The 15,949-nt window shown below is 48.0% G+C and carries 8 protein-coding genes and 1 pseudogene; 3 read left to right on the top strand and 6 right to left on the bottom strand.

Annotated elements, in window-relative coordinates; translation table 11 throughout:
• The 3 genes and pseudogenes from A3GK_RS11625 to A3GK_RS0108890 form a co-directional block, all read left to right on the top strand.
• Positions 1-198 (top strand): annotated as a pseudogene (locus A3GK_RS11625) (group II intron reverse transcriptase/maturase); the annotation flags it as partial.
• A gap of 387 nt (positions 199-585) precedes the next feature.
• Positions 586-3,564 (top strand): protein translocase subunit SecDF, encoded by a 2,979-nt coding sequence (gene secDF / locus A3GK_RS0108895; protein ID WP_018029105.1) that lies wholly within the window; start codon positions 586-588, stop codon positions 3,562-3,564.
• A 330-nt stretch (positions 3,565-3,894) separates the two neighbouring features.
• Complete coding sequence (locus A3GK_RS0108890) at positions 3,895-4,707, top strand: hypothetical protein (RefSeq protein ID WP_155799492.1); 813 nt, start codon at positions 3,895-3,897, stop codon at positions 4,705-4,707.
• Positions 4,708-4,758: 51 nt separating this feature from the next.
• On the opposite strand, the gene A3GK_RS10750 is transcribed toward A3GK_RS0108890, so the two are convergent.
• From A3GK_RS10750 to A3GK_RS0108860, 6 genes are all read right to left on the bottom strand, one after another.
• Complete coding sequence (locus A3GK_RS10750) at positions 4,759-6,549, bottom strand: DNA topoisomerase 3 (protein WP_018029103.1); 1,791 nt, start codon at positions 6,547-6,549, stop codon at positions 4,759-4,761.
• Between the two features lie 123 nt (positions 6,550-6,672).
• A complete protein-coding gene (locus A3GK_RS0108880) occupies positions 6,673-8,421 on the bottom strand; it encodes a phospho-sugar mutase (RefSeq protein WP_018029102.1) in 1,749 nt (582 codons plus the stop codon).
• Positions 8,422-8,590: 169 nt separating this feature from the next.
• A complete protein-coding gene (locus tag A3GK_RS0108875) occupies positions 8,591-9,607 on the bottom strand; it encodes a PorV/PorQ family protein (RefSeq protein WP_155799491.1) in 1,017 nt (338 codons plus the stop codon).
• Positions 9,608-9,621: 14 nt separating this feature from the next.
• A complete protein-coding gene (locus A3GK_RS0108870; RefSeq protein ID WP_155799490.1) occupies positions 9,622-12,414 on the bottom strand; it encodes a S8 family serine peptidase in 2,793 nt (930 codons plus the stop codon).
• Positions 12,415-12,428: 14 nt separating this feature from the next.
• A complete protein-coding gene (locus A3GK_RS0108865; protein ID WP_018029099.1) occupies positions 12,429-14,033 on the bottom strand; it encodes a BACON domain-containing protein in 1,605 nt (534 codons plus the stop codon).
• Positions 14,034-14,059: 26 nt separating this feature from the next.
• Positions 14,060-15,661, bottom strand: coding sequence for a BACON domain-containing protein (locus tag A3GK_RS0108860; RefSeq protein ID WP_081605327.1), 1,602 nt, complete (start codon positions 15,659-15,661; stop codon positions 14,060-14,062).
• Positions 15,662-15,949: the final 288 nt, after the last annotated feature.

The following is a 15,949-nucleotide window of genomic DNA, read 5'->3' as shown; positions in this document are numbered from 1 at the left end:
AAACGAGCCTGGGGACTACGCAAACTTGGTGTCTGCAACGACTTAGCCAAGCTTACATCCTACTGCGGAGACCGCTACGAATGGGTGGTGAGACGTACATGCGTGGTACGAGCTATATCGAAAGATGTACTTGCCCGCAGAGGCCTTGTAAGTTGTTTGGACTACTATGCGATTAGACACTCTTTGAAAACGAATTAAACCGCCGTATGCCGAACGGCACGTACGGTGGTGTGAGAGGGAAGGAAACGAAAGTAGGTCAGAAAACTTTCGTTTCCCGACCTACTCGATTGCTAGCCCAGTGAGTGGATCTTATCGGATAAGTCGAGTAGTTGCGTCATTGCTCCGACTGGCCCGCCCCTCAGCCCCGTCCGCCTCGTCCGACCTGTCCGATAAGGTAGCTTTATTCGGTTATTCAAACGCAACTGCTGTAGCCACTAGGGACATATATGAGATAGATTAATATAATTTGGTTATATTTGCCAACTGAATACCTATCTCACGACATTTTGGATTATTTGGCATACAAGAGATTAGGTATCAGCTGGAACGGATATAGATAAATCAATTAAATATAACGAATAACAGATGCAAAACAAAGGTTTAGTGAAATGGACTGCCATTGCTCTTATCGTAATTTGTGCCTACTACCTCTCTTTCTCGGTAGTATCCAATTACTACGAAAATAAGGCAAAGGCTTATGCGCAGGGAGATGCACAGAAGCAGGAGCACTACATTGACTCTCTTTCAATGCAGAAAGTGTGGCTAGGGCATACCCTCAAGGATGTCCGTGAGCGTGAGCTTGGTTTGGGTCTCGACCTTAAGGGTGGTATGACCGTGATCCTAGAGCTCAATACCTCCGATGTGCTTGAGACCCTCTCCGACAATAGCCAAGACCCTACTTTTAGGGCGGCATTGGAAGCTGCTCAGGCAAAGCAAGAGCGTAGTCAAAAGGATTTTATCACGCTATTTACAGAGGAGTTTCATAACATTGACCCAGGAGCTCGCCTCTCAGCGATCTTCGGTACCTCTGCTCTTAGAGAGAAGATAAGCACCAGTAGCACCGATGCCGAGGTGATCAAGGTACTTCGCTCTGAGCTTCAGACAGCGATTGATAGCTCCTACAAGGTACTTCGTAATCGTATCGACCGCTTCGGTGTGGTAGCCCCTAATATCCAGAGACTGGAGGGTGGCGACCGTATCCTAGTAGAGCTGCCAGGTGTTAAGGAGCCTGAGCGTGTGCGTAAGCTCCTACAAGGCAGTGCCAACCTGGAGTTTTGGGAGTGCTACCTACTTCCAGAGATTTGGTCGGATCTACAGCGTGCTGATGAGGTGATCCAGAGACTCAATAGCCACAGCCAATCTACCGAGACGGAGGTGGCCAATGCTGAGGAGATCGAAGGCGATTCACTAGCTTCTGATAGCATCAATAACGATGACCAATTGGCTGCTCTTGCTGGAACTACAGCTACTAACGAGCCACAGGCTACTGAGGGTAAGCAGATCACTTCACTATTTAGTCTACTCCAGCCCAACCTTTATGAGGGCGGACAGCTAGCACCTACTGCTATAGTAGGTATGGCACACGCTTCTGACCGTGATAGAATTGACTCTCTCCTCAACCTTCCACAAGTGAAGGAGGTACTTCCACGCAACCTACAGCTAAAGTGGGGTGTTAAGGAGGTACAGGAGGGCTCTAAGGTATTCCAGCTATTCGCTATTAAGAGCACTCGTCGCGATGGTATGCCAGCTCTAGGTGGTGATGTGGTGAACAACGCCAGCAGTGTGATCGAGAATCAAATGGGTCGCCAGGAGCCAGCCGTCTCTATGACGATGAACTCCGATGGTGCTAGAGAGTGGGCAAGAATTACCAAGGAGAATATTGGACGTCCTATCGCTATTGTGCTAGATGACGTTGTCTACTCTGCTCCAAATGTCAATACAGAGATCCCTAATGGTCAGTCACAGATCACAGGACACTTTACAGTAGATGAGGCGGATGACTTGGCAAATACCCTTAATTCGGGTAAGATGGCAGCCTCTATCCGTATCGTCCAGGAGGACGTAGTAGGCCCTTCGCTAGGTCAGGAGGCTATTAAGGCAGGATTTATCAGCTTTGTGGTGGCACTGATTCTGCTGATGATTTATATGTGTCTGATGTATGGACTATTGCCAGGCTTGGTAGTAGACGTGGCACTCTTTGTCAACTTCTTCCTCACCATCGGTATCCTCGCTTCGCTTCATGCGGTGCTTACCTTGGCGGGAATTGCAGGTATGGTGCTGACCCTGGGTATGGCAGTGGATGCCAACGTGTTGATCTTTGAGCGTATCAAGGAGGAGCTTGCTTCGGGTAAGAGCATGAGCAAGGCCATCGAAGATGGTTATGGCAATGCCTTCTCAGCCATCATCGACTCCAACGTTACTACGATCCTCACTGGTATCATCCTCTACTACTTTGGTTCGGGACCTATCCGTGGATTTGCTACCACGCTGATCGTGGGACTTATCTGTTCGTTCCTAACCGCTGTATTCCTCACCCGAATCTTCTTTGAGAGAAGAGCACAAAAGGGCAAGATGGAGGGGGTAACCTTTACCACTGGTATCTCTCGTAATTTCCTTACCGATCCTAAGTTTGACTTTATTGGCAAGAAGGCGACTGGTCTAGGCATCGCAGCTGCTATCCTAGTAGCTGGAGGTATTGCCCTAGGTGTATGGGGATTGAATACTGGTATCGACTTTACCGGTGGTCGTAACTACATTGTGAAGTTTGACCAACCAGTTACTACGAGCGAGGTGGCTTCGCTCCTCAATGATAACCTTGATGGCCATGTAGGGGTAATTAAGATCTCTACCGACGACCAGGTGCGTATCTCTACCAACTACAAGATTGATACCAACACCCCTGAGGTAGATACAGAAGTGGAGACACTTATCTATGAAGGACTCAAGCCACTACTTGGTGATGGGGTGACTATGGATCAATTCACAAAGCACTACATCCAGAGCTCACAGAAGGTAGGTGCCAGCATGGCTGATGATATCAAGACAGGTGCACTCATCGCAGTGATCTTCTCGCTGATTGTGATGGCACTCTATATCTTGATCCGATTTAGAGATATTGCATTCTCTATCGGTGCATTTGCCTCCGTTACCTTTACCACTCTATCCATTATTGCATTCTATGCTTTGCTATGGAAGGTGATGCCATTCTCTATGGAGGTCGATCAAACGTTTATTGCGGCAGTGCTTGCAATTATAGGTTACTCTATCAATGATACTATTGTGGTCTTTGACCGTATCAGAGAGTATCTCCGTATGTACCCCAATAGAGAGCGTAAGGAGCTCTTCAATTATGCACTCAATAGCACCCTTTCACGTACGTTCAATACCAGTATCAGTACGTTGCTAGTGGTACTTATCATATTCCTATTCGGTGGGGCGAGCATCCAGAGCTTTACCTTTGCGATGCTACTCGGTATCATCTTCGGTACCTTTGCCACCCTATTTGTGGCTACACCGATTGCACATATGATTAATAATAAGAAGTTTGAGAAGGCTAATAAATAAGCCCCATCACTTCTAAATCAAATAGACGAGGTCGGCTAGACGAGTACTACTCCCTAGCCGACCTCATTTTGTGGAGACGAGCAGTTATATTCTCTCTTTTTAGTATATTGCAGGGTGAAGCTATGATGAGACTGTTGCACGAAGGCGATCTGCTGCGTTGCTCTCGGAATTCGGGCTAGGTCACGTACGTGAGTACGCTCCCTTCGCCCTCATCCTCAGCGCCTTGCATCTCATCCTTCGTGCAAAGTCTCAGCACATTTGCTTCAAATGTGTGAGAATGGCACTTCGTGCAACATTCTCATGATAGCAAACTATCAATCTATTGTAATTATGAAGCACTTAAGATTACTCTCTTCTCTACTTGTCTCATTTCTTTTCGTATCATGTGAGTACAATACAGAGGTACGAAAGGTGGCTGAGGATTTCTTCGATGCTCTAAAGGTAGGGGATGTTACTAAAATGATTGAATTATATCCAGAGGTGAGTGAGCTCGGCTCTGCTTATCCATCAGTCGGTATTTCAATCAAGAAAATTAACCAGTTGCCAGATAGCACCTATGAAGTAGTATTGTTAAATACGTATGCTAATCGTATGGGTGCGACAAGAGATATTGAGACAAGACTATTTATCCAGCCACATAATCCAGATGCTCCCGAAGAGGGGTATTATGTTTATGACTCGCAAGGTCTATTTTTTCCAGAAGCGGACCCTGCTTATGAATTCGCCAAGAGGCGGGGTTACTTCTCTGGGATAGATCATACCGATCTGAATATTGCCCGCAGGCTAAATCAAGCTCGTATAGACTTTGAAGAGCATACCAATAAGTTTGCTGATTATTTGCGTGAAAACGTTGTCGCAGATTGGAATTGGGATAACTCTTTTGGACTTGGCTCAGGCAGTGGTGTTATAACGAATAACACCAAGTTCACAATCCCTGATATTTCGTATGTAATTACTTATTACAAACGAGATGGCAAAGAGGTTACTAAGGATTCTGGTCGTTTATCCTTTGAGTTAAGGCCTTCAGGCACTGAATCATTTTCTTTCGTTACTAACCACATCGGAAACGCATCAAAAGCTGAAGTGACATTAAACTTCGACCAAGACTTCTTGACCACAACTGCTGCTAGATACGACTTCTAGAGCGCCCTAATACCAGTCCAAAGCTTGAAACAAGCCCTACCTGATTGAGAGTTATTGGGAGGTGAGGACCTCGTGGACGAGCTGGTGGACCATTGCTTTGAGCTCGGTGAGGAACTGCTGGGCATCGTATTCGCCACGGTCGATGAGGCGTAGCTTGTACTCCCATTCGCCCGTTAGCTCCACACTCTTGAGCTGTTGGTTTTGTATGGTATGAATGAGGTCTATTCCTAGCTGAGTGGGGAGGATTGTCTTACCTTTTCGCTCAATGTAGCCCCGCTTAAAGAGGATCTCTATAATGGCGGCACGAGTGGAAGGTCGGCCAATACCTTTGGCCTTCATCGCCTCCTTCAGGTCTTCATTATCAATGAGTTTGCCCGCCGTCTCCATCGCATTGAGGAGCGTCGCCTCGGTATATTGCTTTGGCGGGCGTGTCTCCTTAGTAAGCAGGTCGGGCTTATGCGGTCCGTGCTCCCCCTTAGTAAAGTGCGGCATCACCTGCTTATCCGAAGGCTCATCACTCCCCTCATCGTCATTCGCCTCAACCTGGTTTTGGTAAAGCGACTTCCAGCCATCAAGTGTCACCACTCGCCCTGTGGCTTTGAACTCAATCTTCGCCACCTCCGCCATCACAGTGGTTTGCTCAAACTCCATATCGGGATAAAAGATAGCAAGGAAGCGGAGTAGGATCATCTCATAGATAGCATAGTGCTGACGATCGAGGTACTGCGGGAGGTTGCCTGTTGGGATAATAGCATGGTGGTCGGTGACCTTGGAGGAGTCGAAGTACTTCTTCAGTTTGCGTAGCTTTCCGCCCTGCAATAGTGGAGTACATGGCCCAGGGAAGGCTCTATAGAGTGATTGAATGGTGGGCAGACAGTTGGGGTAGACGTCATCGGGCAGATAGGTGGTATCCACACGCGGGTAAGTGACCAACTTCTGTTCGTAGAGCGTCTGAATGGTAGCAAGCGTCTGGTCGGCCGTGAAGCCATACTTCTTATTGGCCTCAATCTGCAGACTGGTTAGGTCGAAAAGCCGAGGTGCTCCCTCCTTGCCCTTCTTCTTAGTAATCTTGGTGATGGTTAGCTCCTCCGAGGCGATCTTATCAATGACCGCCTTTGCCTCCTCCTCGGTGCTATACCGCCCTTTGGTTGAGGCAAAAAGCACCTCCCGATAGAGCGTCTTGATCTCCCAATAAGGCTCTGGCTTAAAGTTTTGAATCTCCTCAAATCGATCCACGAGCAGAGCCAGTGTAGGGGTTTGCACCCGTCCCACCGAGAGCACCTTGCGGTCGCCACTCTTGCGGTACTTAAGTGTATAAAGTCGCGTGGCATTGATGCCGAGGAGCCAATCGCCGATCGCTCTTGCGAGGCCAGCATAGTAGAGGTTGGTGTATTCCTTCTCCGGCTTTAGCTCTTGGAATGCTTTTACAATCGCCTCATTAGTCATAGAGGAGAGCCACAGCCGCTTCACCGGCACGCGGCACTCTGCCATCTGTAGCACCCACCTCTGGATCAGCTCACCCTCCTGCCCTGCGTCACCGCAATTGATCACCTCCGTAGCTTGAGAGACCAGCGACTTGATTACCCCAAACTGCTGTTCGATTCCTCTGTCAGAAAGCAACTTGATGCCAAAGCGCTCCGGCATCATTGGGAGGTGAACTAAGCTCCATTGCTGCCATTGAGGGTAGTAGTCGGCCGGCTCCTTGAGCGTACAGAAGTGGCCGTAGGTCCAAGTGACCCAATAGCCATTTCCCTCGAGGTAGCCTTGTCGCTGTGTGGTGGCACCGATCACGGCGCCAATATCCCTAGCAACGGATGGTTTTTCGCAGATACAGAGGATCATGGATGAACAGGATACAAATCAGTACCCTCCTCGTACAGGTTGGGGCAGAAGCATTGACTCAATGCATCGCTGCCTTCCGACTTGTGCGAGGAGGGTACTTCATTTATTGATGGCTCTAATGACTTAGATACCTAGTTGCTTGGCAATTTCATCAGCACGTCGTGCACATACCTTCTTCGCCTCCTCTAGCTCTTGGAGGTTGGTAGGCTGTGCGTGTACCTCGATGTAGAACTTGATCTTTGGCTCAGTGCCAGAAGGACGGATAGAGAGCTTCGTGCCATCCTCGCAACGGTACTGTAGGACGTTGCTAGTCGTAGGCATTACGATCTCTTTGGTCTCTCCAGTCACGGTGTTGAGCGACTTAAGGCTTTGGTAGTCCAGCACCTCAGTCACCTTTGATCCAGCCAGCTCCTTAAGCGGATTGCTACGGAAGTTTTGCATCATCGCCTGGATCTCCTCGGCACCACTCTTACCTGGGCGAACCACAGAGATATTCTTCTCAAGTGAATAGCCGTACTGTAGGTAAATGTGCTCTAGCAGTTCGTAAATGCTCTGTCCCTTATCCTTGGCCCACGCTGCGATTTCGGCAAAGATGGTACAAGCCGATACCGAACACTTGTCTCGGACAAAGTCGCTCCAGAGGTAGCCGTAGCTCTCCTCGCCACCGCCGAGGTACTCCTTCTTGCCCTCATTCTTACGAATCACATCGGCAATCCACTTAAAGCCAGTGTAGGTATCGTATAGCTCTATATTATTTCGCTCTGCGATCGTCTTGATCAGGTCTGTGGTCACAATCGTCTTTACCAGATATTGATTGTCCTTCAGCTCGCCTGCCTCTCTCCGCTTCTCAATAGCGTAGTAGGCGTAGAGCAGACAGGTTTGGTTACCATTGATCAATACCCAATTGCCCTCCTTATCCTTCACGGCAGTACCGATGCGGTCGCCGTCGGGGTCAGTTGCCATCACAATCTCAGCATCAATCGCCTTCGCTTGATCAATCGCCATCTTTAGGGCAGAGGCATTCTCGGGGTTGGGTGATTCTACCGTTGGGAAGTCACCACTCACCACCATCTGCTCCTTTACTGGGTGTACATTGTCAAAGCCAGCCTCCTTCAGGCAACGTGGCAATACCTGACCACTGGTACCGTGAAGTGGTGTGAAGACAATCTTAAGGTCGTGCTGACGCTTGATCACCTCGGGAGAAAGGCGCTTCGAGAGAACCTCCTTGATAAACTTATCATCCATCTCCTTCCCCATTAGAGTGATCATATCGCTAGGACCATCAAACTTAATCTCGGCAATCGACTTGATCGCATTCACCTCGTCAATCACATTCTGGTCGTGTGGCGCAATCATCTGAGCACCATCGCTCCAGTAAGCCTTAAAGCCGTTGTACTCCTTAGGGTTGTGCGAAGCGGTTAGCATCACACCACTCTGGCAGCCCAATTCGCGGATCGCATAGGAGACCATTGGGGTAGGGCGAAGTGCCTCGTACAGATAGACCTTGATGCCATTGGCAGCGAAGATACCCGCCACCATGCGAGAGAATTCAGAGCTATTGTGCCTACAGTCGTAACCAATAGCCACCTTCAAGTCTGCATCACGACCAAACTCCTTAATCAGATAATTGGCAAGCCCTTGAGTGGCAGTGCCAACGGTGTAGCGATTCATGCGGTTGCTTCCTGCACCCATGATGCCACGAAGCCCACCCGTACCAAATTCCAAGTCCTTGTAAAAGGCATCCACTAGCTCAGTGGTGTCGGGATTATCGAGAAGTGCTTGCACCTCCTTGCGAGTCGCCTCGTCATATTGTGGCGATAGCCACGCCTCAGCTTTTGCTCTTACCTTTTGAAGTAATTCGTTATTTGCCATAATGCTATTTCCTTACTGTTTTTATTTCTATTATCCTAATATGGCAAATGTACCAAAAAATGATGTACCAACATCGCCCTCCCATGAAAGTTTAGCTTGCTAGCGAAAAGGGCCTCAACCGCATCATAGCGATTGAGACCCTTTCCTTATACTACAGTAGTCACTACTTTTAGTAGACAAAAGTCTTAGAAGTGTCCCGTGTCTTGCCCAGGTCAAAAGAGAGTCCCACACCAAATTGGTTGAAAGCTCTATCCTGAGTACATAAGCGGTAGCTAAGATTGAGGTCAATTCGCTCCAGTAAGTGGTAGCCAACGCCCATAGATAGATAGCTCATGTGATTGGTGAAAGCACCACCAAGACGCATACTCAAACCTTTGTGATAGGTTAGGCTGAGACCACCACCAGCGGTATATACTTTTGACTTGAGAGGTTGCAGTACGTAGTCGGCAGAAACCATACCTTGCAGCAACCAATCGGAGCATAGCTGATAAGCAGCATCGCCTGAGAAGGTCACAGAGCCAGGCATACGATACTTACCACCCGCCTTGCCATACTGTACCAATCCACCAATATTACGAAGAGCTAGTGACCAATGGGTGGGCACCACCCCATTAATAGCTTGTGGGGCATAACCAACTCCGATACTTCCGCCACCAGTATAGGCGATCTTATTGATCTGCGACATGACGAAGTGGCCAATAGCATAGGCACTCCACGCATCGCTTATCTGTATAGCATACCCTAGGTCTACAGAAAGGTCTCTAGGGGTGAGCATACGTCCATCGCCATAATGATTGGAGGTAAGAATCTTGGGGCTATGTGCATAGCGTGCACCCACAAGGATCGCGTGTTGCTTTATCCTCCAGCCTAATGAAAGGGCATTGTAGACGCTTCTACCCGTATCAGGTCCTATCTCTTCATTGGGCAGATACTTAGTGGTCCAAGAGGCGGTAATCCCCTTGACATCATTACGGAATATAGAGGTGGGCGAGGTATAGATATAGTGTGTCCGTCCATAACTTGCACCAGCTCCTACCCCCATACTCTCTGAAAAGAGGTCATAATTGTGTCGCACAAAAGAGAGTGTTGGCGACTCCTGGGCGGTAGCGTTACTCGTGAGCCCCATGATCAGTAATAGGCCGAAGAGACTTGCCACTGCCTTAGTTTTGCGATATCTATTCATCATACGATAAGTATTCATCAATATTTAACAAACTTACGGTAATAGCTTTCACTACCACTCTTCACTACCAAGGTATATACGCCACCCGACAACTGCCGCACATCCAGCTCTACCTCACGAGCATCGAGGGCTGTATCGGTAGGATTGGGCACTTGTTGTCGTAGCACCTTGGTACCTTCACCATTCACTACTGATAGTTCAACATTCTTCATGCTGCTATTGAGCAGTACGTGGAGCACATCATAGGTAGGGATAGGGTACACGTGATAGACAATATCACTATCCACCACTCGTATATTGATAGACATATAGAGGTCGGCACCTTGGCTATCAATAGCCTTCAGCTGTACGGTAGACTTACCCAACTTGGTTGGATTAATCGTGAGGATAGAGCCCTTGAGCTGACTACTGAGTGCTTCTGTATTAGCTCCAGAGGTAATCTCATACGATACCTCGTGACCATCGGGGTCATTGACATACTTAGAGAGATCCAACTCAATAGCAGGTTTCCCAAGAGTAAGGAATAGGGTCTTAGGCAGTGGCGTAGTCATCACTGGAGCAGAGTTGGCATACACTTCAAACGAGAAGGATTGGGTGGCAGTGGCACCAAACTCATCGGTTACCTTGAGCACAAACTCATGAACCCCTATGGCACCACGTGCAGAGAGGTGTAGGATCAGTTCGGTCTCGCTCACTTCCTCAATTCGGACTCCCGTATGATTGCCAGAGAGACTATATGTAACCTTGTGCCCCTCAGGGTCATTCAAGAGCACTTTTATCTCTGCTTGCTCAGTGCCGGTCACACGATGCTGACCCTCGCTTACCACCTCTATCTTTGGTGGCTGATTGAAGAGCGTCTTGCCAGAGACAAAGGCTGGCTCTGAAAGATTGCCCCATCTATCTTGTGCCACAATAGCATAGTGATACTCGTGATCAAGCTTCAGATTCTTGAAGAGCACTTGTATCTCGTCGCCAGGCTCATAATTGAGTCCAAAGATACGACGCGACTTGGCACCCTTATAATTATCTTTAGTCAGAGCCTTCTCATCGTCGGAGTAGATATAGTAGTAGGTAGCTGTACGATCATCACCATCCTTCACCGCACCAAAGCAGAGGGTCTGGGCAGTATACTGAGCCTCAATCTTCACTTCAGCTACAGCCTGAGGAGCTTGCTTTTGATTACGATCCAAGGCACGAGCTGCATCGAGATATCCCTTGCCCAATACCCCTTCAAAGCCAGGGTTGATAGCATCAATATCAGCTGGTCGCAGAGCGGTAAGAAGCTGTTGCTTACACTCTTCATTGGTAAAGCCTGGTCCACCAAAGTGAGAAACAATCAGGGCAGTCACACCACTTACGTGAGGGCAAGCCATAGAGGTGCCTTGCATAAATTCGTAGTGGCTATTGGCCTGCACGATCTTACCACTCTCATCCTTTTGAACCCGCACAGAGGTGCTATAGATTTGTCCGCCTGGGTAGTGCATATCACCACCTGGGGCAGTGATGTCTACATACTCGCCTCTATTGGTATAGTAGGCCTTCTTCCAATCGGGTGCCATAGCTGCCACAGCGACTACTTCGCCGTAAGCAGCGGGGTAAACGATATCATCCGAGCTCTCGTTACCTGCAGCAAAAAGCACCACTCCACCCTTCATAGGGGAGTCGGGTAGCTGATTACCATCATTGTCGCAACCAGCATAGTCGATAAAGTAATCGATTGCGGCCTTGAGCGAAGGTGCTAGGAACTTAGCCCCACCCCAAGAGTTTTGGCTGATGACTGCTCCGTGGTTGGCAGCATAGACAAAGGCTTGCTCAAAAGCCTGTCCCTTACCTCCATGTCCGAAAGCATCGCAAACCATCACACGCACTCCAGAGTTGGGGGTACCGTTACCACCAGCAATACCAGAGACACCAATACTATTATTATTGACCGCAGCGATCACACCTGCAACGTGCGTACCGTGTGCGTCAAAAGCAATATCGGCATTGCCATCGGCAAAGTTGTAACCGTGGATATCACCCACATACTTATCCCCAGCAACCCCTGGCTTAGGATTGACCCAGATATTTTGCTTCAAGTCCTCATGGTCGTAGTAGACACCACCATCGATCACCGCAACGATCACATTGGGCTTACCTACCTCCTTTTGCCACGCCTCAAAGAGGTTGAGGTCGGCACCTTTGAGAGACTTTAAACCACTACCATTATTGAAGTAGTGCCACTGCTTTGGTAGCATAGGGTCATTGAAAGGATAGGTCACCTGGTCAGGACGTACGGGATCAAAGTCAATTGCACGCAAGTTGGCACCGAAGAATAGCGGTGGCTCCTGATCCATCTGTCGGTAGATAGGTACCTGCTCTACAATCTCCACGCCGGGCAATTGCTTTACCTCTTCCAGAGCCCTTGTCTGGGTTCCCTTGGACTTTGTTGACTCATCGAGCACGATATCGTACCATAGATGCAATCCTGCTCTACGCATACGCTTTTCAAACTTAGGATCAATAGGGAAGAGAGGACGAACCTCCACAGCCCCTATCTCTTTTAGGCACTCGGTTAGCTCTGGTACATTGGTCTCCCAGTCACCATCAACAGATGCTCTTAGGCTTCGCTCTCCTACGCGAGTTTGGTACGTTTCACTCAGCTTTACTCTCACGATATTGGTGAGAACGCCCTCAGCAGGCACCACCTCTGTAGGCTTTTCACTTGGCACCTCCATAGCTCCCCCTCGCTCACTGGTACAGCTAGCTGCACCAAGGAGCAAAGAAGTAAGGGCTATGAGGAGAAATAGTCTATTTTTCATTGTCGTCATACTATCTACAGAAGTTATCTACCCACGTAATTCTTCCCAACGGCAACACCCTGCTTAATCATAGGTAAAGATAGCTTTTGGCTATTCTTTCCAGCGTGGTATGGGAGCATAAAGAGTACAAGGGATGGGTCCTCAGCGCCTTCGAAGTGAGCAAACTTCACTCTCAGCTGCAAGCCCTTGGCATCATTGATGAAGACATCAAATTGGTTTTGGTCGTCTGTCTTGCCCTTGTACTTGAAGCCCTCCTGCTCCATCAGAGCGGAGAATTCCTCAGTGATATAGAAGTGACCATTATTCTCATAATATACGAGGTTGAAGTCGTACCACTCCTGCATCATACCGATAAATTCACCTGGCTTCTCATCCTTATAGGTAAAGTAGTAGTTACGATACTTTATCTCCTTGCTCTTTGGCACCTTATAGGCGATAAAGGCGAGACCATTCTCAGTATCATATTGAGAGGTAGAAGCATCGTAAACGCCACCATTCTTCGCCTCATAATCCTCTACCTTGGCATAGTCAGAGCCAAATGGCACCTCAGGGTATGGGAACTTGGCGAAGGTAGGATACTTCTCCTTTTGCTTAGGGATATAGGAGTAAAGCACGTGAGGATTGAAAGCATAGTTACGCTTCACCTCTGCCAACACGCGCTTTTCAGGGTGATAAAGCTCATTATCGCCACGCTTCTCAGAAAATCCTGCATCGGTAAGTCCCTTGATAATGATATCATAAGCCTCATCGCTCATCACTTCATCACCTTCTTTATTGAAAGTGCGATAAGGCTCAGCAACGTCCATCTGGGCATACTCTAGGATACCACGGGTGGAGAAGGTATAGCTCATACGAGAGATAAGTGGGCTAATGGTATTGAAGTCGATAAACTTAGAGCCAGTAATTGCTGCCACCATACTCTTACGCTCTAGCTCAAAAGCAGTGACGATACTCTTGGTGCCAAATTCGAAGTCGATAAATGGTAGCATAAATAGAGGCCACTCCTTTTGAGTTACCGTGATAGTAGCTGTAGTGGCTACGCCCTCTACTTGGAAAAGGAGTTCTGCTGTACGCTCTTTACTAGCATTGGTCTCAGCATCCTTATTATTAGTTACAGAGAGCTTGATCTGGTTTTTCCATGGGAAGGCGGTCACCTTGAGCCACTCTTCACTACTTGTGACACTCCACTTTTCACCATTGAGGCGTACACTCACTTCGCTCTCATACTCCCAAGGCTCTAGGATAATATTCTCAGGAGCAGTCTGTACGAAGATAGGGCTACCCTCTTGAGTCACTGTCAACTGATGCACAGCGTCTCCAGCTTGGATCATCACCATTGCCTTGCGGCTTGTGATCTGACTATTGGCATCATAAACAAGTTTGATAGAGCCTTCCTGAGGGATAGCAGTGACCCAATCCCGGTTGGAGACAGCCACTACTTGCTCCTCATTGCTCTTCACATCTATAATCTTCTCACCTGCCTCCTTAGGCAATTGGATAACGTCACTTGCTACCTCAATCACTGAGGGTTCATCCACCGCAGCTTGTGGTGTACAAGCCCCCAAAGCGACCATGGCTACGAGGAGCGATAGGAGAGAGGACTTTATAAAGTTGTTTACTGTATTCATAATATGAGTATGGTAATATGTATGAGTTATCTATTCTTTCTACTTTTTTGTTGGTTACTCTCAACACTCAATGAGTGAGATACAAGTCTAGTACCAGGATTGACCTGAACCACTAGCACAGGCTTTGGATCGCCAAAGAACTTAAACCACTGTACCGCCATGGTGAGGTTGCGCTCCTTGGAGATAAAGACATAGACTTGCTCCAAAATATTGTACTCTACAAATTCAAAGCCCTCTCGCTTGGCTAGCGCCTTAAACTCCTCAGTGAGTAGGTTATTGTATCCTTTATAATTCCAGCAAGCTCGTTCGGTCTGTGTAAAGAATTGACGAGTACGCTCAATGGTGATATTGCCATCTTTGTCTTTGTGAAGGAAGTAAAGTCGGCCATCGGCTCCATATTTACCAGGCTCACACTCAAACTCCATCTCATCTACAGACTCAATCTCATCATCGCTATAGGGGTAGATCATCTCTCCCCCATGGGCTGCCTCATAGGCCTTTACGCCTTCCACCCCAAGGTGAAAATCAGTAAATCCAAGTGGTAGCTCATCAAAGGTTGGATACGCCTTAGATTGCTTAGGGGTATAAGTAAAGAGGAGGTGAGGAGTATTCTTGAAGTAAGGCTTGATCTCCACCTCTAGGTTGCTCATCTCGGCATGCTGAAAGTGATTCTCACCCAGCTCTACTGTAAAGCCAGATTGATTGAGGAACTCCACCAATTGCTGACGCTCCGACGGACCTGTAAGGATACGGGTAGAAGAGGCATCCAGCTGAGCATAGAGGTAAGCACCACCCTCGTAGATGGTGTAGCTCACACGTGGAAAAGCGACACTCGTGGTGGTGAAGTCAAAGAAACGCTCATGGGTAAACTCAATGGTTCCACCTCGCTTCTCTTCGAACGCTTGAATATCTTGTCGGGTAGCCGACTCAAAGTTCATATAAGGTAGGAGAAAGTAGCTGATACCACTCTGTACCACAGAGACCTCGTGTGCCACGGTTTCGTCGGCACCCATACTGATCAGTATCTTACCCACCCTAGGCTCTCGGCTTCTGGTAGGTTGTACCTTAACCTCCATTTTATATGCCGAGGGGAGTGCTGTCACCTCAATCCAATCCTCTTGGCTTTGGGCCTTCCAATCATCATTATTAGTGATCACATCTATGGAGAAGAGACCACCAAACTGATCTACATTTAGTTCTTCAGGAGAAGTCTCCACCTTGGGAGTGGCTTTTGCTTGAATAATGGTTAATTGCTTTTGGCTCTTGCCAGATTTGACCACCACACTGCCACGGCGCTCCTTTGGCTGGAGGTTGTCCTTCACTGAGATCTCTAAGACCCCATCTCTATTCTTAGCAGTAATCCAAGGGTTAAGTGTGTAGCATTGCCATGCTCCTGAGGTGCTCTGCACCTGTACGTCGTGGGAAGAAGAGTGGTTCTCAAAGGAGAGAATACCACTTTCCGAAAGCTCAATGGTCGCCAACTCATCCATGTACCCTTCGCTAGTACAGCTAGGCATTACTAGGAGACTGCATAGGCATGCCACAAAAGCCCATGTCGATAGCCTCTTGTAATGTGAATGAAGGAGCCGTTGCCACTTCAGCAATTCATAGTTTGAAAAAGACTTCATCTGTTTAGTGCAATAATAGTATGTAATTATAAAATAAGTAATATGCTCATTAGGTCGTAGGTTATTTTCTAAAACGTCCCACAATATTACTTATTTTTCTCCAAACTAAATACCCCACAGCACCCTTTTTTTAGGGGTTACGCATTAGGCTGGTCTTATCGTATGATTTTTAAGGGGTGTCTATGAGTAAGGACCTCGGCAGAGGTCCGTGCTAAATAGGCACAGGTCAAGGCACGCAGTGCCGAAGACCTGTGTATAGATAGGTGTAAAATACCCTTGCGACCCCGG

It is taken from the genome of Porphyromonas somerae DSM 23386 (assembly GCF_000372405.1).
In the GTDB taxonomy this organism is placed as follows: Bacteria; Bacteroidota; Bacteroidia; order Bacteroidales; family Porphyromonadaceae; genus Porphyromonas_A; species Porphyromonas_A somerae.
This window is presented reverse-complemented; position numbering and strand designations above follow the sequence as displayed.